The sequence below is a fragment of the Clavibacter zhangzhiyongii genome, from assembly GCF_014775655.1.
In the GTDB taxonomy this organism is placed as follows: domain Bacteria; phylum Actinomycetota; class Actinomycetes; order Actinomycetales; family Microbacteriaceae; genus Clavibacter; species Clavibacter zhangzhiyongii.
Map to the genome: position 1 here is coordinate 354557 of NZ_CP061274.1, position 26005 is coordinate 380561.

28 protein-coding genes are annotated in these 26005 nt (G+C 73.6%); 8 read left to right on the forward strand and 20 right to left on the reverse strand.

Going from position 1 to position 26005, the window contains the following annotated elements:
* Positions 1-7 precede the first annotated feature (7 nt).
* Positions 8-436, forward strand: a complete 429-nt coding sequence (locus H9X71_RS01755) for a VOC family protein (protein WP_191148045.1) — start codon at positions 8-10, stop codon at positions 434-436.
* A 9-nt stretch (positions 437-445) separates the two neighbouring features.
* On the forward strand, positions 446-955 hold the full coding sequence (locus H9X71_RS01760; RefSeq protein WP_191148046.1) for a hypothetical protein: 510 nt from the start codon (positions 446-448) through the stop codon (positions 953-955).
* Between the two features lie 41 nt (positions 956-996).
* Here the strand turns inward: H9X71_RS01760 and H9X71_RS01765 are convergent, their stop codons facing one another.
* The 8 genes from H9X71_RS01765 to H9X71_RS01800 form a co-directional block, all read right to left on the reverse strand.
* The gene (locus H9X71_RS01765; protein WP_191148047.1) at positions 997-2121 is read right to left on the reverse strand and encodes an epoxide hydrolase family protein; all 1125 of its coding nucleotides are present in this window, start codon (positions 2119-2121) and stop codon (positions 997-999) included.
* Positions 2122-2211: 90 nt separating this feature from the next.
* The gene (locus H9X71_RS01770) at positions 2212-3144 is read right to left on the reverse strand and encodes a MerR family transcriptional regulator (protein WP_191148048.1); all 933 of its coding nucleotides are present in this window, start codon (positions 3142-3144) and stop codon (positions 2212-2214) included.
* A 94-nt stretch (positions 3145-3238) separates the two neighbouring features.
* A complete protein-coding gene (locus tag H9X71_RS01775) occupies positions 3239-4297 on the reverse strand; it encodes an ABC transporter permease (RefSeq protein WP_191148049.1) in 1059 nt (352 codons plus the stop codon).
* Positions 4294-5370, reverse strand: coding sequence for an ABC transporter permease (locus H9X71_RS01780; protein WP_191148050.1), 1077 nt, complete (start codon positions 5368-5370; stop codon positions 4294-4296). The genes H9X71_RS01775 and H9X71_RS01780 overlap by 4 nt, the downstream gene beginning before the upstream one ends.
* Positions 5367-6980, reverse strand: coding sequence for a sugar ABC transporter ATP-binding protein (locus H9X71_RS01785; protein WP_244961713.1), 1614 nt, complete (start codon positions 6978-6980; stop codon positions 5367-5369). Before H9X71_RS01785 ends, H9X71_RS01780 begins: the two co-directional genes overlap by 4 nt.
* A gap of 94 nt (positions 6981-7074) precedes the next feature.
* Positions 7075-8079, reverse strand: coding sequence for an ABC transporter substrate-binding protein (locus H9X71_RS01790; RefSeq protein WP_191148051.1), 1005 nt, complete (start codon positions 8077-8079; stop codon positions 7075-7077).
* Between the two features lie 168 nt (positions 8080-8247).
* Positions 8248-9828: a sugar ABC transporter ATP-binding protein gene (locus H9X71_RS01795; RefSeq protein ID WP_425321417.1), complete on the reverse strand. Its 1581-nt coding sequence runs from the start codon at positions 9826-9828 to the stop codon at positions 8248-8250.
* 241 nt (positions 9829-10069) lie between these two features.
* On the reverse strand, positions 10070-11092 hold the full coding sequence (locus tag H9X71_RS01800; protein WP_191148053.1) for a LacI family DNA-binding transcriptional regulator: 1023 nt from the start codon (positions 11090-11092) through the stop codon (positions 10070-10072).
* A 226-nt stretch (positions 11093-11318) separates the two neighbouring features.
* Between H9X71_RS01800 and H9X71_RS01805 the strand changes: the two genes are divergently transcribed.
* Positions 11319-12275 carry a manganese catalase family protein gene (locus H9X71_RS01805; protein ID WP_191148054.1) on the forward strand — a complete coding sequence of 319 codons (957 nt, stop codon included), beginning with the start codon at positions 11319-11321 and terminating at the stop codon, positions 12273-12275.
* A gap of 58 nt (positions 12276-12333) precedes the next feature.
* Here H9X71_RS01805 and H9X71_RS01810 read toward each other — a convergent pair whose 3' ends face one another.
* Both H9X71_RS01810 and H9X71_RS01815 read right to left on the reverse strand, forming a co-directional pair.
* Positions 12334-13581, reverse strand: coding sequence for a cytochrome P450 (locus H9X71_RS01810; RefSeq protein ID WP_191148055.1), 1248 nt, complete (start codon positions 13579-13581; stop codon positions 12334-12336).
* Between the two features lie 19 nt (positions 13582-13600).
* Complete coding sequence (locus H9X71_RS01815; RefSeq protein WP_191148056.1) at positions 13601-14005, reverse strand: four-helix bundle copper-binding protein; 405 nt, start codon at positions 14003-14005, stop codon at positions 13601-13603.
* Positions 14006-14249: 244 nt separating this feature from the next.
* Here H9X71_RS01815 and H9X71_RS01820 point away from each other — a divergent pair, with 244 nt between their 5' ends.
* On the forward strand, positions 14250-16688 hold the full coding sequence (locus tag H9X71_RS01820) for a phosphoketolase family protein (protein WP_191148057.1): 2439 nt from the start codon (positions 14250-14252) through the stop codon (positions 16686-16688).
* A 27-nt stretch (positions 16689-16715) separates the two neighbouring features.
* On the opposite strand, the gene H9X71_RS01825 is transcribed toward H9X71_RS01820, so the two are convergent.
* Both H9X71_RS01825 and H9X71_RS01830 read right to left on the reverse strand, forming a co-directional pair.
* Positions 16716-17102, reverse strand: coding sequence for a VOC family protein (locus H9X71_RS01825; protein WP_191148058.1), 387 nt, complete (start codon positions 17100-17102; stop codon positions 16716-16718).
* Between the two features lie 31 nt (positions 17103-17133).
* A complete protein-coding gene (locus tag H9X71_RS01830) occupies positions 17134-17886 on the reverse strand; it encodes a carboxypeptidase regulatory-like domain-containing protein (RefSeq protein ID WP_191148059.1) in 753 nt (250 codons plus the stop codon).
* Between the two features lie 203 nt (positions 17887-18089).
* On the opposite strand from H9X71_RS01830, the gene H9X71_RS01835 reads away from it, so the two are divergent.
* Together H9X71_RS01835 and H9X71_RS01840 are read left to right on the forward strand one after the other, a co-directional pair.
* A complete protein-coding gene (locus tag H9X71_RS01835; RefSeq protein WP_191148060.1) occupies positions 18090-18464 on the forward strand; it encodes a VOC family protein in 375 nt (124 codons plus the stop codon).
* Positions 18465-18622: 158 nt separating this feature from the next.
* On the forward strand, positions 18623-19285 hold the full coding sequence (locus H9X71_RS01840; RefSeq protein WP_191148061.1) for a pentapeptide repeat-containing protein: 663 nt from the start codon (positions 18623-18625) through the stop codon (positions 19283-19285).
* Positions 19286-19290: 5 nt separating this feature from the next.
* On the opposite strand, the gene H9X71_RS01845 is transcribed toward H9X71_RS01840, so the two are convergent.
* Genes H9X71_RS01845 through H9X71_RS01855 form a run of 3 tightly spaced genes read right to left on the reverse strand, consistent with a single transcriptional unit; the run spans position 19291 to position 21169 of the window.
* Positions 19291-19812 (reverse strand): GNAT family N-acetyltransferase, encoded by a 522-nt coding sequence (locus tag H9X71_RS01845; protein WP_191148062.1) that lies wholly within the window; start codon positions 19810-19812, stop codon positions 19291-19293.
* A 32-nt stretch (positions 19813-19844) separates the two neighbouring features.
* Positions 19845-20639 (reverse strand): alpha/beta hydrolase, encoded by a 795-nt coding sequence (locus tag H9X71_RS01850; RefSeq protein WP_191148063.1) that lies wholly within the window; start codon positions 20637-20639, stop codon positions 19845-19847.
* On the reverse strand, positions 20639-21169 hold the full coding sequence (locus H9X71_RS01855; protein ID WP_191148064.1) for a phenolic acid decarboxylase: 531 nt from the start codon (positions 21167-21169) through the stop codon (positions 20639-20641). Before H9X71_RS01855 ends, H9X71_RS01850 begins: the two co-directional genes overlap by 1 nt.
* 63 nt (positions 21170-21232) lie before the next feature.
* Between H9X71_RS01855 and H9X71_RS01860 the strand changes: the two genes are divergently transcribed.
* Complete coding sequence (locus tag H9X71_RS01860; RefSeq protein ID WP_191148065.1) at positions 21233-21793, forward strand: MarR family winged helix-turn-helix transcriptional regulator; 561 nt, start codon at positions 21233-21235, stop codon at positions 21791-21793.
* Positions 21794-21811: 18 nt separating this feature from the next.
* Here the strand turns inward: H9X71_RS01860 and H9X71_RS01865 are convergent, their stop codons facing one another.
* Together H9X71_RS01865 and H9X71_RS01870 are read right to left on the reverse strand one after the other, a co-directional pair.
* Positions 21812-22366 (reverse strand): MarR family winged helix-turn-helix transcriptional regulator, encoded by a 555-nt coding sequence (locus tag H9X71_RS01865; RefSeq protein ID WP_191148066.1) that lies wholly within the window; start codon positions 22364-22366, stop codon positions 21812-21814.
* Positions 22366-24114: an MDR family MFS transporter gene (locus tag H9X71_RS01870; protein WP_244961715.1), complete on the reverse strand. Its 1749-nt coding sequence runs from the start codon at positions 24112-24114 to the stop codon at positions 22366-22368. The genes H9X71_RS01865 and H9X71_RS01870 overlap by 1 nt, the downstream gene beginning before the upstream one ends.
* A gap of 194 nt (positions 24115-24308) precedes the next feature.
* On the opposite strand from H9X71_RS01870, the gene H9X71_RS01875 reads away from it, so the two are divergent.
* The gene (locus H9X71_RS01875; RefSeq protein ID WP_191148067.1) at positions 24309-24668 is read left to right on the forward strand and encodes a VOC family protein; all 360 of its coding nucleotides are present in this window, start codon (positions 24309-24311) and stop codon (positions 24666-24668) included.
* 13 nt (positions 24669-24681) lie between these two features.
* On the opposite strand, the gene H9X71_RS01880 is transcribed toward H9X71_RS01875, so the two are convergent.
* The 3 genes from H9X71_RS01880 to H9X71_RS01890 all read right to left on the reverse strand — a co-directional run bounded on the left by H9X71_RS01880 (position 24682) and on the right by H9X71_RS01890 (position 25958).
* Positions 24682-24912 (reverse strand): DUF1905 domain-containing protein, encoded by a 231-nt coding sequence (locus H9X71_RS01880; RefSeq protein WP_244961716.1) that lies wholly within the window; start codon positions 24910-24912, stop codon positions 24682-24684.
* A gap of 84 nt (positions 24913-24996) precedes the next feature.
* Positions 24997-25557 (reverse strand): AAA family ATPase, encoded by a 561-nt coding sequence (locus H9X71_RS01885; RefSeq protein ID WP_244961717.1) that lies wholly within the window; start codon positions 25555-25557, stop codon positions 24997-24999.
* Positions 25554-25958 carry a hypothetical protein gene (locus H9X71_RS01890; RefSeq protein ID WP_191148068.1) on the reverse strand — a complete coding sequence of 135 codons (405 nt, stop codon included), beginning with the start codon at positions 25956-25958 and terminating at the stop codon, positions 25554-25556. The genes H9X71_RS01885 and H9X71_RS01890 overlap by 4 nt, the downstream gene beginning before the upstream one ends.
* Positions 25959-26005: the final 47 nt, after the last annotated feature.

Genomic DNA, 26005 nt, shown 5'->3' on the forward strand with positions numbered 1-26005 from the left:
AGACCCCATGCCCATGATCTTCGTCAACCTGCCCGTGACCGACCTGCCCCGCGCCATCGCCTTCTACGAAGCCGTCGGCTGCACGGTGAACCCCGACTTCACCGACGAGCAGGCCGCGTGCCTCGTGGTGGAGGCCGACCGCAGCGCCTTCATGCTCCTCACGCGCGACTTCTTCCAGTCGTTCCTCGACCTGCCGGTCGGCGATCCGTCCGCGAGCGCGGCGGCGATCACCGCCGTCATGCTCGACAGCCGCGAGGACGTCGACGCGCGCGCGACCGCGGGCCTCGCCGCCGGCGGATCCGAGGCCCGCCCGGCCGTCGACCTCGGCTTCATATACCAGCGCCAGCTCCGCGACCCCGACGGCAACGTGATCGAGCTGGGGCACATGGATCCGATCCCGGCGGGCGGCGTGCCGGAGGGGGCCGACGCCCGCTAGCGTGCGGTCATGACCTCGAGCCCCGCGCTGCACCGGACGCCCACCGGTGCCCTCGTCGTCTGGGGCGCGACGGTCGGGGCCGGAGCGGCCCTCGTCCTGCCGATCCTCGTGGCCATCGGCATCGCGATCCGCGGGACCGCGCTCGGCACCGAGCCCGAGGGCGGCCTCTGGTTCGTGGTCGTCATCGCGATCGAGGCGCTCGTCGCCGCCGTCGCGTACGCGGTGCTCGGCACCCTCACCGGGTTGCTCGCCGCTGCCGCGCACGCGCTCGGCCTGCGCCGCGGGATCCGGGCGGCCGTCGCTGCCGCGACCGCCGTCTCGGGCGTGGTGATCGCGGCGACGACCGCGGTCCTCGTGACGCTCGTCTTCGGCCTCGGCCCGCTCGAGGCCGCGGGTGCCGGGATCCTGGCCGGCGGCATCGCCGCAGGCGCCACGTGCGCGGTCTGCCTGCGGCGACGGACCCGCGAGCGCCGGACGTCCGCCGCCGCGTGGCCGCTGGCGGAGCGCGCCCCGCTCTGACGCGTCGGAGCCGATCCGCGCCGCCGCCGCGCGCGCCGCCGCTACCGCAGCATCCGCAGGAACGTGCGGATGTCGTCGGCCAGCAGGTCCGGCTCCTCGTGCGGCGCGAAGTGGCCGCCGCGCGGCATGGTCGTGTGGCGGACGACGTCGTAGGTGCGCTCGGCCCAGCTGCGCGGCGGGTGCACGAGGTCGTGCGGGAACACGGCGACCGCCGTCGGGACGGGCACGCGCGCCACCGGCGCGGTGCGGCCGGAGCCGTACGCGAAGTACGGGCGGAGCGACGTGCCGATGGATCCGGTGAACCAGTACAGCGACGCGAGCGTCAGCAGGTGGTCGTCGCTGAAGCGGCGCGACACGTCGCCGTCGCGGTCGCTCCACGCGCGGTGCTTCTCGAGGATCCACGACAGCAGCCCCACGGGCGAGTCCTGCAGCGCGGGCGCGAGGGTGAGCGGACGCGTCTTCTGCTGGTGCTCGTAGCCGCCCTCGTCCGCCTCCCACGTGCGCATCTCCTCCACGTGCGCGCGCTCCTCGTCGGTGAGCGTCGACTCGTCGAGGTCCCGCGGCGCGGCCACCGCCATCAGGTGGATCCCCGCCACCGCCTCCGGGTGCGCCTCCGCCAGCCGCGACGTGATCCCGGCGCCGAGGTCGCCGCCGTGCGCCGCGTACCGCGCGAAGCCGAGCTCCTCCGCCATGAGCCGGTGCCAGAGCTCGTGCGTCTGCTCGTCGATGCGCGGCCGCGGCGGGGAGAACGGGAAGCCGGGGAGCGCGGGGACGATCACGGTCACGGCGTCGTCCGCCTCGCCGCCGAAGCGGGACGGCTGCGAGAGGCGCTCGGCGAGCGGTACCAGCTCGAGCGCGGAGCTCGGCCAGCCGTTCGTGAGGATCACCGGGAGGCCGCCCGGCCGCTCGGCGTCGAAGCGCAGGTAGGAGAGCGGGGTCCCGTCGAGGTCGGCGACCGCCCACGGGAGCGCGCGGATCTCGCGCTCGCGCGCCCGCCAGTCGAAGCCGTCGGCCCACACGCCGGCGAGGCGGCGCAGCAGGGCCTGGTCGGTGCCGGCTTCCCACGGCTCGACGGGCCACGGGGCGGCCCAGCGCGTGCGGCGGATCCGGTCGCGGAGGTCGTCGAGGTCGGCGTAGGTGACATGCAGGGGGAGCGGGTGGGTCATCGTCGGTCCTCCGGTGCGGGGCGGGCGGTGCGTGGGGCCATCCTCCTCCGGGCAGAGGACGAGGATCGGGCGCGTCGTCGCGCCCCGCTCCTAGGCTTCGGCCCAGTCCGGCATGCTCAGCTCCACCACCAGCTCGATGCAGCGGAGGCGCGCGGGCGAGTGGTCGTAGGGCATCCGCGTGAGGGCCTCGGCCGCGGTCAGGGCGCCGTGCCCCCGGCCGGGACCCGCGCCGGGCTCCTCCTCGCTGCCGTCGGAGCCGTCGGGGTGCAGCCGCTCCCACTCGTCGAACAGGGCGTCGTCGTCCTCGTGCTGGCCGGACTCCCGGATGGCCGCGTCCAGCGCGCGCTCGAACGCGTGCCGGGCGGCGGCGGCCTGCGCGACGCGGGGATCATCCACCGCCACCGCGTCGTCGAGCGCCTCCTCGGCGGCGTCGACCCGGTCGGCCTCCGCGCGCAGCTCCGGGCGGGTGGCGAGGGCGACGGCCCGCGAGGCGTGCACGGCGGCGCCGAGCGGGCCGAACATGCGCTCCATCACCAGGAGGGCGTCGAGGTCGGCCGGCCGCACGGATCCGGCGGGCAGGCCGTCGAGCCGCCGCGCGACGAAGTCGGAGAGGAGCCCGAGCCGGGGGCCGCGGGTGCGCATGCGCTGCACGGCGACGCGCTGCCGCCCGATCTCCGCCTCGCGCTCGGCGAGGGAGGCGTCCAGCCGCTCCAGGATCCCGTCGACGTCGGGGCGCGCCTCCGCGTCCACGTCGACGGGTGCCGCGCTGACGGCGTCGGGGCCCGCGCCGACGAACGCCTCGCGGATGTCGCCCAGGGCGATCCCGGCGTCGACGGTCCGGAGGATCCACAGCAGCCGCATCATGTCGTCGTGCCCGTAGCGCCGGCGGTCGTCGGCGCCGCGCTCGGGCTCCGGCAGCAGGCCGATGCGGTGGTAGTGGCGGATGGCCCGCGGGGTCGTGCCGGCGAACGCGGCGGCGTCGCCGATCTTGACCGAGCGGGGCGGGATGAGGGACGGGTGCATGGACGGGCCTTCCTCGCGGTGGATGTGGTCCCACTGGATCACATGACGCCGCGTCACCTGCAAGCCCGGCCGCGTGCGACCCCCGTCCGGCGGGCTACGTGCGCCGCCGCCTGGCCATCACCGCGCGCTGCAGCAGCACGAACACCAGCAGGATCCCGCCCGTGATGATCGTGGTCGCCTCGGGCGGGATGCCGCCGTCGCGCGTGATGAGCACGTTCATGAGCCCCAGCACGAGCGCGCCCACGACCGAGCCGAGCACGAAGCCCACGCCGCCGGTGAGGAGCGTGCCGCCGATCACGGTCGCGGCGATCGCGTCGAGCTCCCAGCCGATGCCGGTGATGTTCTGCGCGCTGCCGAGGCGGGCCGTGTAGATCACGGAGGCGAGGCCGGCGAGCGTGCCGCTGATCACATAGACGGCGAGCTTCGTGCGGCGCACGGGCAGGCCCATGAGCGCGGCCGACTGCTCGGATCCGCCCGTCGCGTACACGGTGCGGCCGAGGCGCGTGCGGTGCAGCACGAAGAACGCCACCGCCACCACCACGAGCGCGATGAGCACGCCGGGCGTCGTCACGACGTCGTTGACCTTCGGCCCGTCGACCACCTTCATGTTCGTGCCGAGCGAGCGCAGCGGCGACTCGTCGTCGAGGCGCTCGGGCACGGTGCTGAGGATGGAGGCGAGGCCGCGGCCGAGGAACATCATCGCGAGCGTCGCGATGAACGGCTGCACGTCGAAGTACTGGATCAGCACGCCCGAGACGACGCCGGAGGCCGTGCCGATGAGGATCATCAGCACCATCACCACCCACGGGTCCCATCCCGCGTTCGCGAGGATCACGCCGGCGACGCTGCTGACCGCGACGATCGCGCCGACGGACAGGTCGATGCCGCCGGTGAGGATCACGAACGTCAGGCCCACGGCGAGCACGATCACGTGCGCGTTGTTGATGAGCAGGTTCGACAGCGTGTTGGCCTGCAGGATGCGGCCGTACGCGATCTCGCCGTAGGCCAGCATCGCGAGCAGGATCACCAGGGCGGCGACGGTCGGCAGCGAGTCGAGGCGGAGGCGCATGCGGCGCCGCGGCGGGCGGGGAGCCGTGCCGGGACCCGGCGCGGGCGTCGGGGCGAGGGGCGGGCGGATCGTCGTGGCGCTCATGCGGGCACGGCCTCCTTCTCGGTCGGCACGGCGGTGGGCGTCGGGGTGCGGCGCCTCGTGAACAGCGCGCGCACGCGCCGGGACTGCAGGAGGCACAGCGCCACGATCACGATCGCCTTGAAGGCGGGCGTGGCCGAGGAGGAGATGCCGAGGAACACGACCGTCTTGTCGAGGGTCGCGATGAGCAGCGCGCCGACGGCGGCCCCGAGCAGGTGGAACTTGCCGCCCGCGAGCGAGGTGCCGCCGATCACGACCGCGAGGATCGCGTCGAGCTCCAGCTGGTAGCCGGTGCGGGAGACGTCGACCGTCATGACGCTCGCGGTCGCGAAGATCCCGGCGACGCCCGCGAGCAGGCCGCTCGCGATGTACGCCGTGAACAGGAGCGCGCGGCGATCGAGGCCCGCGAGGCGGGCGGCCTGCGGGTCCATGCCGATCGCCTCGATCATGAGCCCGAGGGCGCTGCGCCGCACGAGCACGGCGACCGCGACGGTGATGAGCACGGCCAGCAGGAACACCACCGGCAGCCCCACGAGGTAGCCGTTCGCGACCCAGCGGAACGGCTCGTTCGACGCGGCCGTGTTCTGCCCCGCCGTGATCACCTTCGCGAGGCCGCGGCCGGCGAGCATGATCACGAGCGTGCTGATGAACGGCTGCAGCCCCACGACGGAGACGAGCATGCCGTTCACCGCGCCGAGGATCCCGGCGATGAGGAGCGCGAGGCCCATCGCGCCGAGCGCGACGCCGAGCGAGTCAGATCCGGCCGCCTTCAGGAACTCCATGGAGACGGCGCCGGCGACCACCATGATCGAGCCGACGCTGAGGTCGATGCCGCCGGTCGCGATGACGAGGCACATGCCGATCGCGATCATGAGCACGGGCGCGGCGGCCCGCAGGATGTCGACGAGGTTCCCGACGAGGGCGCCCGTGTCGGGGTTCACCGAGAGGGCGAGGTAGCCGGGGTCCTTCGCGACGTTCACCGCCAGCAGCAGGAGGATCGCGACGGATCCCCAGAACCACGGCCGGTGCAGCAGGTCGGCGAGCGGGCGGGCGGGTGCGGTCCTGGTGCCGCTCATCGGCGGGCCTCCTCGGCGGATGCGGAAAGGGGTGCGGGTGCGGGTGCGTGCGCGCCGGCCGGCTCGGGCACGGCGTCGAGGTCGACGTCCGACACGCCCTCCTCGGCGATGGCGGCGACGATCGACTCGGCCGTCACGTCGGGTCCGGCCTCGAGCTCGGCGATTTTGCGGTGGTCCTTGAGCACGACGATGCGGTCGCTGAGCCGCACCACCTCCTCGAGCTCCGAGGAGATGAACACGACGGCGACGCCCGTGTCGGCGAGGGCGGCGACCTGCTCCTGGATCTCGGCCTTGGCGCCCACGTCGATCCCGCGGGTCGGCTCGTCGAGGATCAGCAGCTCCGGCTCGGTCGCCAGCCACCGCCCGAGCAGCACCTTCTGCTGGTTGCCGCCGGACAGGTTGCGGATGGGCCGGTCGGGGTCCGCGGGCCGCACGTTGAGCTCGGTGAGGTACTTCGCGACGATGCGGTCCTTCTCCTTGCGCGGCAGGGGACGTGCCCAGCCGCGCTTCGCCTGCACGGCGAGCACGAGGTTCTCCCGCACGCTGAGGTCGCGGATGATCCCCTCGTCGCGCCGGTTCTCGCTGGAGAACGCGATGCGGTGCTTCAGCGCCTTGGCGGGGGAGGAGATGGCGACGGGCGCGCCGTCCATGGTCACGGATCCGGAGTCCGGCTTGTCGACGCCGTAGAGGAGGCGCGCGAGCTCGGTGCGGCCGGAGCCGAGGAGCCCGGCGAGGCCGACGACCTCGCCGCGGCGGAGCTCCACGTCGGTCGCGTCGAGCGAGCCCTTCCGGCCGATCCCGGTGGCCCGGTACACGGGCTCCCCGTCGGCGACCTCCCGCGAGGCGCGCTCGCGGTCGAGGGAGCGGAGGGTCTGGAGGTCCTTGCCGATCATCTCCGCGATGAGGCCGGCGCGGTCGATGTCGCACGTGAGGTGCTCGCCCACGCGCCTGCCGTTGCGGAGCACCGTGAGCCGGTCGCTGATCGCGAAGACCTGGTCGAGGAAGTGGGAGACGAAGAGGATGGCGACGCCCTCGTCGCGGAGGCGCCGCATCACGCGGAAGAGGCCCTCGACCTCGTCGGCGTCGAGGCTGGAGGTCGGCTCGTCGAGGATCAGCACCTTCGCGTCGATGACGGTGGCGCGGCTGATGGCGACGAGCTGCTGCAGCGCGAGGCTGAGCGAGGAGAGCGGGGTGCGCGGATCCAGGTGGCCGAGCCCCACGCGCGCCAGCACCTCGGAGGCGGCGCGGTGCGTGCCCTTCCAGTCGATGCCGAACCGGCCGCGCCGCTCGTGGCCGAGCATGACGTTCTCGCCGATGGTGAGGTTCCCGCAGAGGTTGACCTCCTGGTAGACCGTGGAGATCCCGGCGGCCTGCGCGTCGGCCGTGCCGGAGATGCGCCGGTCGGCGCCGTCGACCACGACGCGGCCGGAGTCGATCCCGTAGACGCCCGTGAGCGCCTTGATGAGCGTCGACTTCCCGGCGCCGTTCTCGCCCATGAGCGTGTGGACCTCGCCGGGGAACAGGCGGAGGTCGACCCCGTCGAGCGCCTTGACGCCGGGGAAGGAGATGGTGATGCCCTGCATCTCGACGATCGGGCTGGGTGCCTGCATGGCGCGTGCTCCGTTCCTCCGGCGTCGTCGCCGGACGGGTGGGGGCGGCGGGGCGGGTGATCCGCCCCGCCGCCGGGTGTTCCGTGCGGGCGGGCTAGAACTTCCGGTCGGGCAGCGCGGTGGCGGCCTTCTCGGGGGAGTCGAACGTGTCCGACGGGACGACGATCGACGACTCGACGCTCTCGCCGTCGAGGAGCGCCTGCACGGCCTCGAGCGCGGTGTCGCCGAACAGCGGGTTGTACTCGGCGACGAAGCTGAGCTTGCCGTCGGCCAGGGCCTGGAGCGCGCCCTTCGTGCCGTCGATGGTCGCGATCTTCACGTCCTCGCCGGGCGTGAGGCCCGCCTCCTCGACGGCCTGGACGGCGCCGAGGCCCATCTCGTCGTTCTGCGCGAAGACCATCTGCACGTCGTTCGCGTTCGACTTGAGCACGGTCTCGAAGACGCTCTTGGCCTCCTCGGTCGACCAGTTCGCGGTCTGCGCGCCGACCTCGGTGAACGCGGCGTCGGCGCCGATGACCTCGTCCCAGCCCTCGTTGCGCTCGTTGACGACCGAGACGCCCGCGGGGCCCTCGAGCGTGAAGTACTTGCCGCCCTCGGGCAGCGCGGTCTTCGCCCACTCGGCGACGGATCCGCTCACGGCGATGTTGTCGGGCGCGATGCGGGTCGCGTAGAGCGAGTCGTCGTCCGGCTCGATGCCGCGGTCGATGAGGACCACGGGGATCTCGGCCTCCTTGGCGCGCTCGAGCGAGTCCTCCCAGCCGGATCCCTCGGTGGCCGAGAGCAGGATCACGTCGACGCCCTCGTCGACGAACGACGTGAACGCGTCGATCTGCGACTTCTGGTCGTTGTTGGTGGCCGGCGCGTACTTGAGGTCGAACCCGGCCTCCTTCGTGAAGGTGTCCTGGATGTTCTTCTCGTTGGCCTGGCGCCAGGCGCCCTCGGGGCCGACCGCGACGAATCCCACGGTGGCGGTCTCGCCGCCGCTGTCCGCGGCTCCGCCCGCCGTGGATCCGGTGCCGGAGTTGCTGTTGCAGGCCGTGAGGCCGAGGGCGATGACCCCGGCTGCGGCGATGGTGGCGAAGCGCCTCTTCGTGGACATGTATCTCCTCCTTGAGATGGTGGGACGTCGGCGTCCCGGTCGGCCCTCGGGGGCCGGTGGTGCTGCGGTGGCGCGGGGTGCTGCCGCGTGCTCGGATGTTACCGGTAACAGTTCGAGCGGCACAAGGGTGCTGTTACCGGGAACATCCGCATGCGCTCGCGGAGGACCTCATCGCCGACGGGAGGGCCGGCGGGCGAGGGGCGGCGCCGGCGCCTGCGGCATGCCGGGCAGCGGGGGCTCGTCCTCCTCGTCCTCGTCGCGCGGCGCGGCGATCAGCTCGACGATCGTGTCCACCGTCACACCCGGGCCGTTGCTCAGCTCGCCGATCTTCTCCCGGTCCTTCAGCACGACGATCCGGTCGCTCACCCGCACGAGCTCGTCGAAGGCGGAGGAGATGAACACGACCGCGACGCCCTCGAGCGCGAGCTGCGCGATGTGCGCCTGGATGTCGACCTTCGCGCGGATGTCGACGCCGCGGGTCGGCTCGTCGAGGATCAGCACGCGCGGCCGGATCGCGAGCCAGCGCGCGAGCAGCACCTTCTGCTGGTTGCCGCCGGAGAGCCGGCCGGCCGGGGTCGCGGGATCCGCCGGCGTGATGCCGAAGTGCTCGATGTGCCGCTCCACGAGGTCCTGGCGCTCGGCCCGCGACAGCGGGTGCGCCCAGCCGCGCAGCGCCTGCAGCGCGAGCACGATGTTCTCCCGCACGCTCAGCTCGCCGATGAGGCCCTCGGCTCCGCGGTCCTCCGCCGAGAGCGCCACGCGGTAGCGCAGCGCCTCGGCCGGTCGGTCGATCACGACGTCGCGTCCGCCGAGCGTCACGACGCCGCCGTCGGCCCGGTCGGCCCCCGCGAGCAGGCGCGCGAGCTCGGTGCGGCCGGATCCGCGGAGGCCCGCGATGCCCACCACCTCGCCCGGGTGCAGCTCGAGGTCCACCGGCCGCAGCATGCCGCGGCGGCCGACGCCGGCGGCGCGGTAGAGCGGCGGCCCGACCGGATCCACCCGGTGCGCCCGCCGCTCCGACCCGATGCGCTTGAGGTGCGCGACGTCCGTGCCGATCATCCGGGCGATGATCTCCGCCCGGTCGATCTCGTGCGGGAGGTAGTCGCCCTCCTTCACGCCGCCGCGGAGCACGGTCATGCGGTCGCTGAGGGCCAGCACCTGCTCGAGGAAGTGCGAGACGAACAGGATCGCGACGCCCTGGTCGCGGAGGCGCCGGATCACCTGGAAGAGGCGCGCGACGTCGTCGGCGTCGAGGCTGGAGGTGGGCTCGTCGAGCACCAGCACGCGCGGCCGGTCGACCATGGCGCGGGCGATGGAGACGAGCTGGCGGCTCGCGGGGGAGAGGTCGGCCAGGCGGTCGCGGGGATCCAGGTCGCCGAGGCCGAGCTCCGCGAGCATCGCGGCGGCGCGCGCGTGCGTGGCCCGCCAGGAGATGCCGACGCGGCCGCGCACCTCGTGGCCGAGCATCACGTTCTCGCCGACGCTCAGGTTCTCGACCAGGTGCGACTCTTGGAACGCCGCCTGGATCCCGAGGGCGCGCGCGTCCGCCGGCCCGCCGAGCCGCACGGGCTCGCCGTCGACGAGGATCGCGCCCGCCTCGATCCGGTGCACGCCGAGCAGCGCCTTGATGAGCGTCGACTTGCCCGCGCCGTTCTCGCCGAGGAGCGCGTGCACCTCGCCCGGGTGCAGGTCGAGGTCGACGCCGTCGAGCGCGCGCCCGTTCGGGAAGGCGACGGTGATGCCCGTCATGCGGACGGTGGGGCGGGCCGGGACGCGGTCCTCGTGCGGGACAGCGGAGGAGGCGTCGGGGCCGGGCGCGCTCGCGGCGCCGGTCGGCTGGATCGTCGTCGATCCCCGTGCGTGACGCACCTGGTGCTCCTCGGGTCCCGGCCGGGGCGGCCGCGTGCCGGGCGACGCCCGACGTGCACGACTGTAGCGGCCGGGCGTCGGAGCGGCGAGGGCGGGCGGCGGATCCGCCATGTGGGCCGCCTCAGTCGACGGCGCGCGCCGCGGCGCTCGAGTCGCGCACGACGAGCTCGGCGGGCAGCCGGCTGCTCTGCGGGATCTCGCGCCCCTCGATGGCCGCGATGAGCACGTCGACCACCAGCGTGCCGAGCGCCGGGAAGTCCTGCCGCACCGTGGTGAGCGGCGGGAGGAAGTGGCGCGAGACGGGGAGGTCGTCGAAGCCGACGACGCTGAGGTCCTGCGGAACGCGGATCCCGCGGTCGTGCAGCCCGTGGATCACGCCGAGCGCCATCTCGTCGTTGGCGACGAACACGGCCGTGTACTCGGGCACGCCCGTGAGCCCCTTCGCGAAGTCGTAGCCGAAGTCGCTCGACCAGTCGCCGATCACGATCGGCCGCTCGCGCATGCCCCACGCGCGGGTGCGGGAGTGGAAGGCGCGCTCCCGGGCGCGCGCGTCGAGCCAGTCGAGCGGGCCGGAGACGTGCAGCACGTCGCGGTGGCCGAGGCTCGCGAGGTGGTCGACCGCGAGGCGCGTGCCCGCGGACTGGTCGACCGAGACCGTGAGGAACGCCGGGTCCTTGTCGGCCTTGACCACGAGGGTCGGCAGCCCGGTGGTGATGGTGCGGAGCACCGCGACCGACGACGAGCGCGGCGCCACCACGCACAGCGCGTCGATGCCCTGGCCGGTGAGGTGGCGCACCGCCTCCTCGGGCGTCGCGTCGTCGTCGTCGCGCAGCGCGAACGACGCGACCGAGTAGCCGCCGTCGCGCGCCGACCGCTCGATGGCGCGCAGGATGCTCGACGGCCCGAACTCCACCGCGCTCTCGATGAGCACGCCGATCCGGAGCGCCCGTTGCGTGACCAGCTCGCGGGCCGCGCTGTTCGGCCGGAAGTCGAGCTCGGCCACGACCTCGAGCACGCGCTGCCGTGTGGACTCCTTGACCTGCGGATGCCCGTTGAGCACGCGCGAGACGGTCATGTGGGAGACGCCCGCCCGCTCCGCGACCTCGCGGAGACCGAGCCGCTCGCCGCCGCTCCTGACGCTCACCCGCACTCCATCCGGCATCCTCCGAGGCGGCGACGGACGTCGCGCCCGCCGGGTCGGGCCGGTCGGATCTCCTGTAGCTGCGCACACCCTACCGGGGCGGCAGGGGCCGGCACCCGTGGATCCGGCCGCTCCCTGGCAAGCGGCCGACCGTCCGTTCCCACTGCTCCGGCCCCGGAGCAGGGTCGAGGGGACGGCGATTCCGCCTCACGGAGAAATAGGAGCACCTATGTACTTCCACGCACAGACCTGGATCAACGAGATCGCCGACGGCGAGCCCGACCCCGCCGCCGCCAACGCGCTGCAGGAGGGCCTCGGCGGCCAGTTCGGCGAGATGCGCACGATGATGCAGTACCTCTTCCAGGCGATGAACTTCCGTGGCGCCGCCGCCAAGCCGTACCGCGACCTGATCCAGGGCGTCGGCACCGAGGAGATCAGCCACGTCGAGCTCATCGGCACCACCATCTCCCGTCTCCTCGACGGCGCACCCGAGTACAGCGGCAAGCTCACCGACCCGCTCGACACCCCGGGCAAGGGCGGCGCGACGCCGCTGAGCATCGCGCTCGACCACGGCAACATCCACCACCACCTCGTGGGCGCCCAGGGCGCGCTGCCCGTCGACTCGGCCGGCAACCCGTGGAGCGGCAGCTACGTCTACAACTCGGGCAACCTCCCGCTCGACCTCCTCTACAACGTCATGCTCGAGTCGACCGGCCGCCTGCAGAAGTGCCGCATCTACGAGATGACCGACAACCCCGTGGCGCGCGCGACCGTCGCGTACCTCATCGTCCGCGACCAGGCGCACGAGAACGCGTACGCGAAGGCGCTCGAGACGCTCGGCGTCGACTGGGGCAAGCTCCTGCCGATCCCGAAGACCAACGCGGAGCAGTTCCCCGAGGTCAAGAAGCTCATCGATCTGGGGCTCCAGAGCAAGCAGTACAGCTTCGACCTCGACGGCAAGAGCGAGGCCGGCCGGATCTTCCAGGGCGCGTCGCCCTCGAACGACGGCACCGACCTCACCGCGACCGAGCAGGCGCCCCAGGGCTTCCCGTCGACCATCGCGCCCGAGCGGCTCGAGGAGTTCGCCCCGGGCCTCGACAAGGACCTGATGGCGCTGATCCAGGAGACGGCCGAGCGCGAGCTCGCCGACATCGAGGCGTTCTACGGGCCGACCGCGAAGGCCTGATCCGCTCTCCGCAGCACGACGACGGCGCCGTCTCCTCCGGGAGGCGGCGCCGTCGGCGTCAGCCCGTCCGCAGCCCGTGCACCGCGACGCGCACGCGGCTCCGCGGCAGCGCCGGGAACCGCCGCAGCGAGATGCGCAGGTCCTGCGGCGGCAGCGTCATGTCCGTCTCCCGCGTCGCCAGGCGCACGGCCTCCTCGACCAGCGCGATCGTGATGTCCTCGCCCGGGCAGCGATGGCCGCTCGCCGCGTCGCCGCCGCCCTGGGGGATCAGCGTGTTCGGGTCGCCGTCCCAGTCGCGGAAGCGCGTGGGGTCGAAGGACTCCGGGTCGTGCCAGAGGCGGGGGTCGCGGTTGGTGCCGAAGAGGTCGAGCATCACCCAGTCGCCGGGCGCGAAGGATCCGCCGAGGCCGTCGAAGGGTCGCGACACGGTCCCGGCGATCACGGGGAAGAACGGGTAGAAGCGGCGCACCTCCTGCACGAAGCCGCGGAGGTCGGACTCGTCGCCGGCCGCGAACGCGCGGGCCCAGCGCGGGTGCGCGTGCAGGGCGTGCAGCGCGAAGTCGATGAAGCGCGCCACGGCGACGGTCGGCCGCACCAGGTTGAGCAGCTCCACGCCCGCGGCCTCGATGGTGAGCGGCGAGCCGTCGGCGTCGACGTGCGTCACGAGGTCCTGGAGCGGGGATCCGACGGCGACCGGCAGCCGGCCGTCGCGGGCGCGCCGCACCACGTCGCGCGCCCACCGCTCCGCGCGCATCCGCCGGGCCCGCGCCGCCCAGTTCACCGGCCCGATCGACGCGGCGCGCTCGACCATGTCGGCGATGTCGCCGCCGATCCGCGGCACCTCGTCGTCGTCGACGGGGATCCCGACCCACCGGCACGCGGTGCGCATCAGCACCTCGACCAGCTCGTCGTGCAGCCGCACCTCGGGCACCCGCGACCAGCGGGCGACACCCGCCCGCCACTCGTCGTCGAAGGCGCGGCGGACCCGCTCGATCCCCTCCGGCAGCATCATCCCGAGGAACATCGCCTTGCGGACGTGGTGGCCGTGGCCGGTCATCGCCTGGACGCTGCCCTCGTCCTGCAGCAGGTGCATCACCGACACGGGCATGGCGCCGGCCCGGCCGAAGCGGTCGCCCTCGTAGAAGAGGCGGGAGGCCGCGCGACCGCGGATGCAGGTGACCGGCCGACCGGCGAGGCGCGTGCGGAACGCGTCGGCGCCCACCGCGTCGGCGCCGCGGGAGACGAAGCGGTAGCCGTCGCGGAGGAAGCGGAGCGAGCTGTCGGGACCGGGGAGGCGGGGGATCACGCGGGTCCTCGCGCGTCCGTCACAGCGCCGCGAGCAGCGCGGCGCACGCGGCCTCGCACCGGCGGCACTCCTCGGCGCAGATCCGGCAGTGCTCGTGCATGTCGCCGTGCCGGGCGCACTCGTCGGCGCACGCGCCGCAGGCGGCGAGGCACAGCTCGAGGGCGAGGCGCGTCACGTCCGCGCGCTCGGCGGTGTGCCGCGTGAGCGTGTCCGCCGTCGAGGTGCAGATCTCCGAGCAGTCGAGGTCGGTGCTGATGCAGGCGGCGAGCTCCGTGACGCCGTCCTCGGACAGGCACGCGGCGGCGCACGCGGAACACGCGGTGGCGCAGGCCGCGCAGGCGTCGATGCACGCCGCCAGGAGCTCCAGGTCGAGCTCGCCGCGATCGGCGGGCGAGCTGCGGAGCATGTCGAGCGTGGTGGTCATGGGGATCCTCCCGGATCGCGTCGTCGCACCCGCCCGTCCGCCTCGACGGCCACGCGCGGGTGCCGGGCGTCCGTGCGCCCTGCCCTCGCCACGGTAGGACGGTCGAGGTCGGGTGCCCCGGGGGTTGCGCGGGAGGGGCGGGAGGCGATACCGGTCGACGCGGATCCGCCGACGCCCCTGCGAGCCCCCTGACCGGATCGCCCGACCCCGGGACGCCCGCCGGGGCTCCGCCGTAGGCTGATGCATGGCCTCCGACACCGCACCCCGCGACCCCGCAGCGCCCCTCTACCTCGACGTCGTCGACGGCTGGTGGCGCGCCGCCAACTACCTCTCCGTCGGGCAGATCTACCTGCTGGACGATCCGCTGCTCGAGCGCCCGCTCACGCGTGACGACATCAAGCCGCGCCTCCTCGGGCACTGGGGCACGACGCCGCTGCTGAACTTCGTCTACGCGCACCTCAACCGGGTCATCGTCGAGCGCGACCTCGACATGATCTACATCGCCGGCCCCGGCCACGGCGGCCCCGGCATGGTCGCGAACGCCTACCTCGACGGCACCTACTCGGAGCTGTTCTCCGCGGCGACGCCCGACCGCGCGGGCCTGCGGCACCTCTTCCGCCAGTTCTCCTTCCCGGGCGGCGTCCCGTCGCACGCGGCGCCGGAGACGCCCGGATCCATCAACGAGGGCGGCGAGCTCGGCTACTCGCTCGTGCACGCGTACGGCGCGGCGCTCGACAACCCCGACCTCGTCGTCTCGTGCGTGATCGGCGACGGCGAGGCGGAGACCGCGACGCTCGCCTCCAGCTGGCACCTGAACAAGTTCCTCGACCCGGAGTCGGACGGCGCGGTGCTGCCGATCCTCAACCTCAACGGCTGGAAGATCGCGAACCCCACGGTGCTCGCGCGCATCCCGGAGGAGGAGCTGCTCGCGCTTTTCACGGGCTACGGCTACTCCCCGCGGATCGTCTCGGGCGGCTTCGACGGCGAGGACCACTTCGCCGTGCACGAGCGGTTCGCGCTCGCGCTCGCCGACGCGCTCGACGAGATCAGCCGGATCCAGCTCGCGGCCCGCACGGGCGGCAGCGAGGAGCGCCCGGCCTGGCCGATGCTGATCCTCCGCACCCCGAAGGGCTGGACCGGACCGAAGGAGGTCGACGGCAAGCAGGTCGAGGGCACGTGGCGCGCGCACCAGGTGCCGCTCTCCGGGGTCCGCGACGACGACGGCCACCTCCGCCAGCTCCAGGAGTGGCTCGAGAGCTACCGCCCCCAGGAGCTGTTCGACCGCGACGGCCGGCTCACGCCCGCGCTCCAGCCGAACCGGCCCGAGGGCGGCCGGCGGATGAGCGCCAACCCGCACGCCAACGGCGGCCTGCTGCGCCGCGACCTCGCGCTGCCGCCGCTCGAGGTCAACGCGATCGACCTCAGCGACGGCCGCGGCGTCATCGCCGAGCCGACCCGCGTGCTCGGCGGCTGGCTGCGCGACGTGATCGCCCGCAACCCGCTCGACTTCCGGATCTTCGGACCGGACGAGACCGCCAGCAACCGGCTCGACGACGTGTACGAGGTGACGGCCAAGGCCTGGCAGGGCGAGGTGACGCCCGCCGACGAGCACCTCGCGCACGAGGGCCGGGTCATCGAGATCCTCAACGAGAACATCACGCAGGGGCTCCTCGAGGCGTACCTGCTCACCGGGCGGCACGGGCTCTTCACGTCGTACGAGGCGTTCATCCACGTCGTCGACTCGATGTTCAACCAGTACGCGAAGTGGCTCGAGTCGAGCTCGAAGGTGGAGTGGCGGCGCCCGGTCGCGTCGTTCACGTACCTCCTCTCCTCGCACGTGTGGCGGCAGGACCACAACGGCTTCTCGCACCAGGACCCCGGCTTCCTCGACCACGTCGTGAACAAGCGGGCCGAGATCGTGCGCGTGTACCTGCCGTTCGACGCGAACTCGCTGCTCGTGACGATGGACCACTGCCTCCGCGGCACCGACCTGATCAACGTGGTCATCGCGGGCAAGCAGCCGACGGCGAGCCTGCTGTCGCTCGAGGAGGCGCGGGCGCACGGGGCGCGCGGCGTGGGCGTCTGGGAGTGGGCGGGCACCGAGGTGCCGGGGCTCGAGCCCGACGTGGTGGTCGCCTGCGCGGGCGACATCCCGACCGTGGAGGCGATGGCGGCGGTGCAGATCCTCAAGGAGGAGATCCCGCAGCTGCGCGTGCGCTTCATCAACGTGGTCGACCTGATGCGGCTGCAGGACTCCACGCAGCACCCGCACGGCCTCGACGACGGCTCGTTCGACGCGCTGTTCACGCGCGACAAGCCCGTGGTCTTCGCATTCCACGGCTACCCGTCGCTCATCCACCGCCTCACGTACAAGCGCCACAACCACGAGAACATCCACGTGCGCGGGTTCGTCGAGAAGGGCGGCACGACCACCCCGTTCGACATGCTGATGCTCAACGACCTCGACCGGTTCCGGCTGGTGATGGACGTGATCCGCCGCGTGCCGCAGCTCGAGACCACCTACGCGGCGCTGTCGCAGCGGATGGACGACGAGCGCATCGCGCACCGCGTGCACACGCGGCAGTTCGGGGAGGACATGGCCGACGTGTCGGGCGCGCAGGGGCTGCCGTTCGCGGATCCGGACCGGCAGACGGCGATCGACAACGGGGACGACAACGCGTAGCGGGATGGCCCGCGGGCGCGGCCGCCGCTAGACGGCGGTCGTGCCCGCGGCGTCGCCCTCGGCCGCGGCGGCCGGCCCGTGGTCGAACAGGCCGATCGCGTTGCCCTCGCTGTCGCGCACGTAGGCCCAGCGGTCCGTCTCGTTGAGCATCTGGACGCCGCCCATCGCGGATCCGCCGTGCGCCTCGACCTGCGCGACCGTCTCCTCGATGGAGTCGACGGTGACCACGATGGTGGGGTGCGGCACGTCCGCGCGCCGGTGGAGGTCGCCGTTGATCCCGTCGTCGGAGCCCGTGATGATCATGCCCGCGTCCTCCCCCCACGGCTCGTAGCGGAAGCCGAAGACGGCGGAGTAGAACGCGCTCGCGCGCGCCATGTCGTCGGCGGGGATCTCGAAGTGCTCGACAGCGGCCATGCGCCATGATCCTGCTGGCGGGGAAATGCCGTCAAGGGGCGGCCGCGAGCGTCGCGTCGACGCCCGCGACCACCTGGCCCCACCGTGAGACGACGATGCGCTCGGCGAGCGCCCGCCGCGTCGTGTCGCCCGACCACTCCGGGACGTACTGCCGCGGTGCGCTGTTCGGGGTGCCGAACCGCACCACGTAGAAGCCGGGCTCGAGCCCGCCGAGGTCGTACCGGCCGGCGGCGTCCGTGGAACCGGACGCCTCCAGCCGGCCGTCGCCGGTCGCCCGGTGGACGTCGACCGGAGCAAGCACCGCGGGGGCACCGCCCGGCAGGGTGAGCGTGCCCCCGATGCTCGCCGGGGTGCGCAGGACGATGTCCACGCGGGTGGTCCGATCGGCCGGGGCGGTGAAGAAGCGGGCGTCCCGCCACTCGTTGACCTGGCCGAGGTACTGGGAGACGGGGACCCCGCCGAGCGTGACCCAGGCGCGCAGCGTGTACCGCGTGGCGCGCTGCGACTCGAACCGGAAGGCGCCGTCGACGATGTCGACGCTCTCGCCGAACGGGATGTCCGCGAACTCGAGCGAGACCTCGCCCGTGCGGACGAGGTTCCGGGGATCCACGCGGTCGAGGTAGACGCGGCCGACCACGGTGGTGGTGAGCGGCTGGTCGGAGGCGCTGTCGGCCGTGGGCCGGGAGGCGTCCGCGGACGCGGGGGAGGCGGGGCCGCCCTGGACGGCGGTGATCAGGACCAGGGCGATGAGGCCGACGAGACCGCGTCGGCGGACGGATGGCATGGGGTGCTCCGATGCTCGGACCGGCGGGATGCCGGTCGGGACACCGGTCTACTCCTGCCGGACGCGCCCGTCACCACCCCCGTCGGGGGCGGTGGCAGCGCGCTCATCCGCGCCGCGGGTCCGCCCCGGCCCGGCCGCCACCCCCACCCCGCGCGTACGTTCGAGGGGAGCCGCCACCCGGGCGGCGGGAACGCGAGGACACCATGCTCGGAGAGCACCCCGTCGGCGTCGTCCTGCTCACGCAGGACATGGCCGCATCACGCCGCTTCTACGCCGAGGCGCTCGGGCTGGAGGTCGCCGAGGAGTCCGAGTCGGCGATCACCTACCGGTCCGGCGGCACCGACCTCACGGTCACGACGAGCACGATCGGCTCGAAGGACGAGCAGACGAAGGCGTCGTGGAAGGTCCGGGACCTGCGGGCCGAGCTCGATCAGCTCGCCGAGCGCGGCGTCACCCCGGAGGACTACGACACCGACGAGCTGAGGACCGTGGACGGCATCGCCGACCACGCGGGCGTCTGGTCCGCCTGGATTACCGACCCCGACGGCAACTCGCTCGGCATCGAGCAGCCGAAGTAGCGGGCGCGGGCGGGCGGTGCTCTCCGGCGCCGCCGCTCGGACCGGCACCCGCGGGGGTCTCCCGTACCGTGGGGCGCGGCCCGCCGACGGCGGCCGACCTCGCCCGTGCGTCGCACGGCGCGGCACCCGCACACCGCACACCCGCCCGGAGGCACCGCATGGCCGCATCCACCCGCATCCTCCCGCCCCGCATCAGCGACCCGCGGCTCGACGACCTGGCCGACGGCGACCCGTCCGACCTCGACGCGCACGCGTCCTTCGAGCGGCTGCGCTTCGCCGACGCCGACCTGAGCGACGCCGACCTCGTCGACATCGGGTTCGAGGAGTGCGCGCTCGAGCGCATACGCCTGCACGAGGCCGACCTCACCGCCGCGAGCCTCGTCGACGTGCTGGCCTCCCGTCTCGACGCGCCCGTGCTGAAGGCGCCGCGGATCCGGATGCGCGACGTGCGCCTCGAGGGCTCGCGCGTCGGATCCGCCGAGCTCTACGACGCGTCCCTCTCCTCCGTGCACATCGTCGACTGCCGGCTCGGCTTCGTGAACCTGCGCGGCTCGAAGATCACCGACCTGCTCATCACCGACTGCGCCATCGAGGAGCTCGACCTCCGCGGCACCGCCGGCATGCGCGTCGCCTTCGAGCGCACCACCATCGGCACGCTCGACCTCGCGGACTCGTCGCTCACGCACCTCGACCTCCGCGGCGCCGAGATCCACGACCTCGACACCCCCGACGGCCTCCGCGGCGCCGTGCTCGACTCGAACCAGCTCATGGCGCTCGGCCCGGTCTTCGCGCGGCACTTCCGCGTGCGCGTGGAGGACTGAGGCGCTCAGCCCGCCGGCGGGATCCGCAGCTTGAAGCCCACGTGCGACGGCGCGTAGCCGAGGCGCTCGTAGAAGCGGTGGGCGTCGACGCGGGCCGCGTCGGAGGTGAGCTGCACGAGCGCCGCGCCGAGGGCGGGCGCGGCGGCGTCCGCGACCCAGCGCATCATGGCGCCGCCGATGCCCGCGGAGCGCAGGTCGCTGCGGACCCGCACGGCCTCGACCTGGAGGCGGGAGCTGCCGCGGCGGGCCATCCCGGGGATGAGCGTCAGCTGCAGCGTGCCGACGAGGGCCCCGTCGTCCGCGACCGCGACGAGCAGCTCGTTGCCGGCATCGGCGACGATGCGGTCGAGCGCGTCCCGGTAGCGGTCCGCGTCGTCGGGATCCGCGCGGTCGCCCCGCGAGGCGCTCACCGCGTCGTCGGCGAGCAGCGCCATGATGGGCCGGAGGTCGGCGGGCGTCGCGCGGCGGAGGACCACGCCGGGGACGCGCGCCGGGAGCGGGACGGGGAGGACGAGGGACGCGAGCACGCCCCCATCCTCCCCGCCGCGGGGCGGCCGACCTAGGCCGACGCCCTTCCGTACGCCCGCGCCACGTGCGCGAGCAGCCGCTCGGTGAGCATCCGGCGGAGGTCCATCGACGACCAGCCGTGATCCGCGCCCTCCACGGCGGTGAACGTCGCGCCCGGCATGAGCTCGCCGTACCGCGCGCCGTAGGCGACGGGCACGACCTCGTCCGCCGTGCCGTGCAGCACGTCGACCGGGCCGGGATACCCGGAGACCGGCCCGTAGACGTCGACGCCCGCCAGCACCTCGTCCGGGAAGGACAGGCCGAGGCCCATCCCCTGGATGTCGACGACGCCGCGCTCCCGGGCGGCCGCCAGCGGCTCGCCCATCACGCGGCCGTGCACCGCGACGTCGTCGACGACCACGCCGGCCGGCGACCACAGGGTGAGGCTCGCCACGAGCTCCGGCGCACGCGCCGCGGCCAGCGCCGACTCGACGCCGCCGAGGCTGTGGGCGACGACGTGCACGGGGCCGTCCGCGTCCTCGGCGAGGACGCGGATCATCGCGGACACCTGGTCGACCTCGTCGAGGAGGCGCACGTCGGCGAAGTCGCCGTCGCTCACGCCGTGCCCGAGCCGGTCGTAGGCCCGGGCCGCCGTGCCGGACGCGGCCAGCGCCCGGGCGACGGGGACCCAGAGGCCGTGGCCGCCGGTGCCCGTGTCGCCGAAGCCGTGCACGAGGAGCGCCGCGGGGGATCCGCGTCGCACCGTCCCGTGCTCCCAGCCGCGGATCGTGCGCCCGCCGTGGTCGAGGGCGAGCGGGGCGACGCGCGGCGTCGGGGCCGCGCCCATCAGTTCCGGCGGTCGGCGAACCCGGCCGGGAGGTCGGCGGGGGCGGTGTCGACGACCGTCTCGTCATCGGCGCCCACGAACTCGTCGAGCGTGATGTGCGCGAACTCCGGCACCACGTAGATCGGGTAGGTGGGGCCCTCGTCGCGGTGCGCGCGCATCTCGTCGAGGTGATCGTTCTGGAAGAGCACGGTCTTCGAACCGTCCTCCTCCACCCAGCGCGGGAAGAAGATCGTGCCGTGCAGCACGCGGGCGGCGGGCACGATGTTGACGACGACGCTCGTGCCGGTCGGCTCGTTCCACGAGACCTTGAAGACGCCCGCGGCGAGGGCGACGAGGTCGACCGTCTGGTCCTTGACCCAGCGGCCGCCCACCATGCCCGTGTGGATGCGGTAGTCGATGGTCGTGGCGTTCTTCACGTACATCTCGTACTGCCAGCCGTTGGCGTACGTGTAGATGAGGCGGTGGCCGACGAGGGGGCTGAGGTCCTGAGCGGGCACGGGGTGCTCGACGCTCGTGGTGATGGTGTCCATGCCGACGATCCTGTCACCGGAATGCGTTTGTCACAAGCGCATCTGCCTGGGTATCCTCGGTGCATGCCCTCCGACCCGACCGACGCCGACCTGCGGGCCGTCGCCCGTCGCCTCGGCTCGGAGCTCGGGCCCTTCCGGCGCCGGCTGATGAACGCGAGCCGCAGCGCCGCCGACCTCCCCGACATCCCGGACGCGCAGGTCGAGGTGCTCCGCCGGCTGGAGGCGATCGGCTGGGCCACGCCCACCGCGCTCGGCCGGTCGCTCGGACTCGCGCGCTCCACCGTCAGCAACCTCATCCTCGCCATGGAGCGCGACGGGCTCGTCGACCGGCGCCTCACGAAGGGCGACGGGCGCAGCACCGAGGTGGGGCTCACGGATCACGCGCGCGAGCTGCTGCGCACCTTCGACCACTCGGCCGAGGCCGTGCTCGTCGCGGCGCTGCGCAGCCTCAGCGCGGGGGAGCGGCGCGACGTCGCCCGCGCCCTGCCCGCCCTCGAGGCGCTGCACGCGGCGATCGGCGGGTCGGGCGCGCGTCCCGATGCCCCGGCGTCCCCGGAGGGGGCCCCGGACGCGACGACGCGCCGCCGGTCGGGGAGCGCATCCCCGTCCGACGGCGCGTCGTGACGTCCTGAGCCGGTCCGCTCAGCCCGCGTGGGCGGGCGTGCGGTCCCCGGTCCCGTGCTCCGCGTCAGCCGCGTCCGCGACCTGCACGTCCCCGCCCGCGTTGAGCCGCGCGAGGTAGCCGGCGAACGCGTCGAGGTCGGCGCGGCTCCAGTCGCCGAGGCGGCGGATCAGGCGGCTGCCGCCCTGCGCGTCGTCGGCCTCGATGCCCGCGCGGCCCGCCGGGGTGAGCGCGAGCACGCGCACCCGGCCGTCCTGCGCGTCGGCGCCGACCTCCACCAGCCCCAGGTCCTGGAGCTGGCGGAGCTGCCGGCTGACGACGCTGCGGTCGACGCCGAGCTGGTCGGCGACGGCGCTCGCGTGGGCGGCGCCGCAGCGGCGGATCACGCGGAGCATCTTGTAGCCGATGGGCGGCAGGTCCGGGTGGATCGCCGCGGCGGCCTCCCGGGTCGTCGTCCGGATCCGCTGGGCGAGGGCCGTCATCTGCTCCTCGACCTCGGCGATGCCCGCCGCGATCCCGTCGGGGACGTCGCCCGCGGCGACGCTCCCCGTGCCGGACAGGTCCTCGTCGTTCATCAGCGCGCGTCGACCTCGGCGTCCTCGGCCTCGGGCAGGCGGATGGACCCGGTCGGGTTCGCCTCCCCGGCGGGGGTGAGCGCGACGGCTCCGGCGGACGCGCCGATGAGCGCGTCCTCGGCGTCCTCGCGGCGCGCGGTGCGCGGGTCGGCGGCCGTGTCGCTCTTCAGCTGCACGGCGTTCTTGCTGCCGAGCTGCGCGTTGGGCAGGAAGACCACGGCGATGAGCGAGACGATCGCGAGCGGCACGCTGTAGAGGAACACGTCGCCGATACCCACGCCGTAGGCGCTCTCGACCACCGTGCGCACCGCGGGGGTGAGCTGCGAGACCTGGGGGATGACGCCGGAGCCGAGGGACTGCGCGGCGGCGGCCTGGTCGGCGGGGGCGAGCCCGCGGATCCCGGCGCTGATCTCCGACGCGATGATCGTGCCGAGGATGGAGCCGAGCACCGAGACGCCGACGGTGCCGCCGAGGCTGCGGAAGAACGTGACCGCGCTGGTGGCGACGCCGAGGTTCTTGACCTCGATGGCGTTCTGCACGACGAGGACGAGGTTCTGCATCAGCATGCCGAGGCCCGCGCCGAGCACGAACATGTAGATGCCGACGAGCACGAAATCGGTGTCGTAGCGGAGCGTGGAGAGCAGGCCCGTGCCGGCGATGATGAGGACGGCGCCCGTGATCATGATCGCCTTCCACTTGCCGCGGCGGCTGATCAGGCTGCCGAACACGGTCGAGGAGATGAGCAGGCCCGCCATGAGCGGGATCGTCAGCAGGCCCGACTGGGTCGGCGTGGCGCCGCGCGACAGCTGCATGTACTGCGCGAGGAAGACCGACGTGCCGAACAGCGAGATGCCGACCGCGAGGCTCGCGAGGACCGAGAGCGTGAAGGTGCGGTTGCGGAACATGGTGAGCGGGATGATCGGCTCGGCGACCTTGAGCTCGGTGACGACCGCGGCGATCAGCAGCACGACCGCGCCGGCGGCCATGAGGTACGACGTGCCCGACGCCCACTCGAACTGCTTGCCGGCCTGCGAGACCCAGATGAGCAGGAGCGAGACGCCGCTCGCGATGAAGACCGCGCCGAGGTAGTCGACGTGCACCTTGCGCTTCGGGTGCGCGGGCAGGTGGAGGGTGACCTGCAGCAGGATGATGGCGATGATGGCGATCGGCAGCGCGATGAAGAAGTTCCAGCGCCAGCCGAACGCGTCCGTCACGACGCCGCCGAGGAGCGGACCGCCGACGGTGCCGACGGCCATGACGGCGCCGAAGAGGCCGGCGTAGCGGCCGCGGTCACGCGGGCTGATGATGTCGGCCATGATGATCTGGCTGAGCGCCGCGAGCCCGCCGGCGCCGAGGCCCTGGAGCACGCGGAAGGCGATGAGCGTCTCGGTGTTCTGCGAGAAGCCGGCGAGGGCGGATCCCAGCACGAAGATCGCGAGCGCGAGCTGGATGAGCAGCTTGCGGTTGAAGAGGTCGGCGAACTTGCCCCAGAGCGGCGTGCTCACGGTGGTGGCGAGGAGCGTCGCGGTGACGACCCAGGTGTAGCCGGACTGGTCGCCCTTCAGGTCGCTGATGATGATGGGCAGCGAGGTCGAGACGACGGTGCCGGCGAGGATCGAGACGAACATGCCGAGGAGGAGGCCCGACAGGGACTCGAGGACCTGGCGCTTCGACATGGATCCGTCCGACGAGACGGTGCGGCGGGGGGCCTTCGCGGGTGACGCGGTGGCCGGGTGGTGCTGGGACATGATCCTCCGGGTAGTTGACTGCAAGCAACCATATGACTGTGGTGGACAGTTGTCAACCATCTCGGGCGGCAGCGGAGACGGCTCATGCCGCGAGGCCGTGGATCCGCCGACCGCGGGACCCGTCGCGGAGCCCCGGGAGTAGACCGGAGGGGTGCGCCGGTCGACCGACCGGCCTCGATGCGAGGAGGAATCCCATGGTCGATTCGGTGGCGACGGTCTGGCTGCCCGTGCAGGACATGACGCGCGCGGTGGCGTTCTACCGCGACACGCTCGGGCTCACGGTGAAGAGCGAGGACGCGGACTGGAGCGAGATCGACGCGGACGGCCTGATGATCGGCCTCAACGCGCGCGAGGAGACGAGCGGCTCGAAGGGCGGCGGCGCGGTCATCTCGTTCACGCCCGAGGGCTCCATCGAGGACGAGCTCGAGCGGCTCCGCGGTCGCGGCGCCGAGATCACGGGCGAGGTCAGCGACCACGAGTGGGGCCGCATCCTCCCGTTCCAGGACAGCGAGGGCAACGACCTCCAGCTGTACACGCCGCCCGTCGGCGGCTAGTCGCGCGGAGCGCTCACGGCAGGGGCTCGAGGTCGACGTGCACGTCGTCGCCGACCGCGAGCCCCTGCGCGTCGCGCACCGCGCGCTTCACGGGGAGGATCCACGTTCCGTCGCCCTGCGGGAACACGGACGTGCGCCAGGTCGTGGTGCCGACGCGCACGCGCACCGGGACGGATCCGAAGCCGCGGCGACCGGCCTGGCCCAGCTCCCGCAGCATCGGGGTGAGGTCGACGGGCAGGGACACGAAGGTTCAGAGCTCGCGCCGGGCCTCCCACGCCCAGAGCGGCGCGGTGAAGTCGAGGGGGAGGTCGTCGGTCACCTGACGACCCTATGGGCGCTGCGCCCAGCCGGCGCGGTCGGCGACGAGCGCCGCGACCTCCGCCGGCGTGCGCGAGGTGGTGTCGATCGCGAGGCCGCCCAGCTCCGCGCCGTCGAGGATCGCGTCGAGCTCGGGCGCGCGGGCCAGGTGCCAGTCGCGGCCGTCGGGGTCGCCGGCGTGGCGTGCGCGGAGGCGCGAGCGGACCGCGTCCGGATCCGCCGTGAGCCGCATCACCAGGGGGTCGCGCGACCCCAGCACCTCGGCGTACCGCGGCAGGTCGGCGGCGCGCTCGACGACGGTCGCCACGATGACGACCGCGGCCCCGGCCGCCCGGTAGTTGCGCGCGAGGTCGCGGAGGTTGCGCAGCTCGACCTCCTGCTGGAACGGATCGTCGGCGGGCGCGGGGTGGAGGAGGCGCACCGCGTCCGCGTCGACGCGGGCGTGCGGCACGTCGCGCTCGGCGAGGAGCGCGCCGAGCGCGTGCATCGTCGCGGTCTTGCCGGCGCCGACCGTGCCGGTGAGGATCACGCCGTCGACGCCGCCCGCGGCGCCGCCCGCGGTGTCGCTCACGGGCGGGGCTCGTCGCGCACGTCGGTGTCGGCCGCGAGCGGGTCGAAGGCGGGGGCGTCGGGGCCGCGGCGGCGGCGCTCGCGGAGGCCGCGGACGGTCTTCGCCGCCAGGAAGAGGAAGTAGGCGCCGGCCGCCGCGAGCCCGAGCACCTGGATCCACGCGGGCACCCAGCCGAGGCGACGGCCGCCGGTGCCGGCCGTCAGGTCGTCGGTCGTGACGAGCATGCCGACGGCCACCGCGATGAGCACGGCGCCCAGCACCGCGGCGGCGACGGCGCGCCCCGTGGTCGGCACCTGCGGCTCCCGCTCGGCGCGCTCCCGCGCCTTCCGGCGGACGACCTCGCGCAGGACGAAGGCGGCCACGACGACGACGACCGCGATGGCGGCGAGGGGGAGGTCCATGCCCTCCACGCTAGGGATCCCCGGCCCGGGCGGCCGGAGCGCCGTGC

What these genes read in the sequence shown, in the direction of transcription:
- H9X71_RS01890 (WP_191148068.1), bottom strand. Translation starts at nt 25,958, where the DNA reads ATGGACCTCCCCCTCGCCGCCATCGCGGTCGTCGTCGTCGTGGCCGCC.
- H9X71_RS01825 (WP_191148058.1), bottom strand. Translation starts at nt 17,102, where the DNA reads ATGGCCGCTGTCGAGCACTTCGAGATCCCCGCCGACGACATGGCGCGC.
- H9X71_RS01755 (WP_191148045.1), top strand. Translation starts at nt 8, where the DNA reads ATGCCCATGATCTTCGTCAACCTGCCCGTGACCGACCTGCCCCGCGCC.
- H9X71_RS01765 (WP_191148047.1), bottom strand. Translation starts at nt 2,121, where the DNA reads ATGACCCACCCGCTCCCCCTGCATGTCACCTACGCCGACCTCGACGAC.
- H9X71_RS01805 (WP_191148054.1), top strand. Translation starts at nt 11,319, where the DNA reads ATGTACTTCCACGCACAGACCTGGATCAACGAGATCGCCGACGGCGAG.
- H9X71_RS01835 (WP_191148060.1), top strand. Translation starts at nt 18,090, where the DNA reads ATGCTCGGAGAGCACCCCGTCGGCGTCGTCCTGCTCACGCAGGACATG.
- H9X71_RS01760 (WP_191148046.1), top strand. Translation starts at nt 446, where the DNA reads ATGACCTCGAGCCCCGCGCTGCACCGGACGCCCACCGGTGCCCTCGTC.
- H9X71_RS01785 (WP_244961713.1), bottom strand. Translation starts at nt 6,980, where the DNA reads ATGCAGGCACCCAGCCCGATCGTCGAGATGCAGGGCATCACCATCTCC.
- H9X71_RS01850 (WP_191148063.1), bottom strand. Translation starts at nt 20,639, where the DNA reads ATGGGCGCGGCCCCGACGCCGCGCGTCGCCCCGCTCGCCCTCGACCAC.
- H9X71_RS01860 (WP_191148065.1), top strand. Translation starts at nt 21,233, where the DNA reads ATGCCCTCCGACCCGACCGACGCCGACCTGCGGGCCGTCGCCCGTCGC.
- H9X71_RS01795 (WP_425321417.1), bottom strand. Translation starts at nt 9,828, where the DNA reads ATGACGGGCATCACCGTCGCCTTCCCGAACGGGCGCGCGCTCGACGGC.
- H9X71_RS01870 (WP_244961715.1), bottom strand. Translation starts at nt 24,114, where the DNA reads ATGTCCCAGCACCACCCGGCCACCGCGTCACCCGCGAAGGCCCCCCGC.
- H9X71_RS01875 (WP_191148067.1), top strand. Translation starts at nt 24,309, where the DNA reads ATGGTCGATTCGGTGGCGACGGTCTGGCTGCCCGTGCAGGACATGACG.
- H9X71_RS01770 (WP_191148048.1), bottom strand. Translation starts at nt 3,144, where the DNA reads ATGCACCCGTCCCTCATCCCGCCCCGCTCGGTCAAGATCGGCGACGCC.
- H9X71_RS01775 (WP_191148049.1), bottom strand. Translation starts at nt 4,297, where the DNA reads ATGAGCGCCACGACGATCCGCCCGCCCCTCGCCCCGACGCCCGCGCCG.
- H9X71_RS01790 (WP_191148051.1), bottom strand. Translation starts at nt 8,079, where the DNA reads ATGTCCACGAAGAGGCGCTTCGCCACCATCGCCGCAGCCGGGGTCATC.
- H9X71_RS01820 (WP_191148057.1), top strand. Translation starts at nt 14,250, where the DNA reads ATGGCCTCCGACACCGCACCCCGCGACCCCGCAGCGCCCCTCTACCTC.
- H9X71_RS01865 (WP_191148066.1), bottom strand. Translation starts at nt 22,366, where the DNA reads ATGAACGACGAGGACCTGTCCGGCACGGGGAGCGTCGCCGCGGGCGAC.
- H9X71_RS01840 (WP_191148061.1), top strand. Translation starts at nt 18,623, where the DNA reads ATGGCCGCATCCACCCGCATCCTCCCGCCCCGCATCAGCGACCCGCGG.
- H9X71_RS01815 (WP_191148056.1), bottom strand. Translation starts at nt 14,005, where the DNA reads ATGACCACCACGCTCGACATGCTCCGCAGCTCGCCCGCCGATCGCGGC.
- H9X71_RS01780 (WP_191148050.1), bottom strand. Translation starts at nt 5,370, where the DNA reads ATGAGCGGCACCAGGACCGCACCCGCCCGCCCGCTCGCCGACCTGCTG.
- H9X71_RS01830 (WP_191148059.1), bottom strand. Translation starts at nt 17,886, where the DNA reads ATGCCATCCGTCCGCCGACGCGGTCTCGTCGGCCTCATCGCCCTGGTC.
- H9X71_RS01855 (WP_191148064.1), bottom strand. Translation starts at nt 21,169, where the DNA reads ATGGACACCATCACCACGAGCGTCGAGCACCCCGTGCCCGCTCAGGAC.